Source organism: Nocardia sp. CNY236, assembly GCF_000482385.1.
Classification (GTDB): domain Bacteria; phylum Actinomycetota; class Actinomycetes; order Mycobacteriales; family Mycobacteriaceae; genus Nocardia.
This window is the reverse complement of sequence record NZ_AXVD01000080.1, coordinates 1-1,025: the sequence shown is the minus strand read 5'-3', so window position 1 is coordinate 1,025 and position 1,025 is coordinate 1. Positions and strand designations below refer to the sequence as shown.

Annotated in this window: 1 protein-coding gene; it reads left to right on the top strand. The window is 62.4% G+C overall.

Going from position 1 to position 1,025, the window contains the following annotated elements:
* Positions 1–1,025: AMP-binding protein (locus K940_RS29880; RefSeq protein ID WP_036529812.1), on the top strand; the 1,025-nt coding region annotated here is incomplete at both ends.

The following is a 1,025-nucleotide window of genomic DNA, read 5'->3' as shown; positions in this document are numbered from 1 at the left end:
CTACACCGAGACCGGCGCCCCTGCCGGTATCACCGGAATCCTCACCTACGCCAGTGCCCTGTTCGATGAAGGCACCATCACCGGGGTCAGTCATCGGTTCAGCCGTTTGTTGGATGAGGTGGTCGCTGCTAAAGATAGCGCGGTAGGTGATCTCGATGTGCTCGCTGCCGCGGAGTGGACCGAACTGGTTTCCCAGCGTAATGCGACCGATCAGCCGGTAGACGTCTCTGCGACGTTGGTGTCGCTGCTGGAGGCAGCGGTGTCCGCGGAGCCGGCGGCGGTGGCGTTGGTTGCTGATGGGGATACCGGCCGGCAGGAACTGACATATGCCCAGTTGGATGCCCGGGTCAATCGTTTGGCTCGGTATTTGATCGGTCGTGGGATCGGCCCGGAGGACCGGGTCGTGTTGGCGATGCGCCGTAGCGTCGATCTGGTGGTTGCGATGTATGCGGTCACGAAAACCGGTGCGGCGTACGTGCCGATCGATCCCGAACAACCCGCCGAGCGAACCAGCTATATCGTGACCACCGCAGCGCCAGTGTGCGTGCTGACCACGGCGAACGATGATTTCTCCACCACGATGGCCGACATCGTGCGGGTCGATACCCTCGACCTCACCGAGTACACGGATGCCCCGGTGACCGATGCGGATCGTCATGCGCCGCTACGCTGCCACAACACCGCGTATGTGATCTTTACTTCCGGTTCTACCGGACAACCGAAGGGCGTCGCGGTCACGCATGCTGCGATCGCGAACCAATTGGTGTGGAAGCGGGCCGAGTTCGGTATGGATACCGCGGACGCGGTGTTGTTGAAGACCGCGGCCACGTTCGATCTGTCGGTGTGGGAGTTCTGGTCGGCCCTGGCGTGTGGTGGTCGTTTGGTGATCGCGAAACCGGACGGTCACCGCGATCCGGAGTACCTGAGCACGCTGATCGCTCAAGAGTGGGTGACCACGATGCATGTGGTGCCTTCGATGCTGGAGGCGCTGCTGACAGTCGGGTTGCCGGACTCGGTATGGCGGG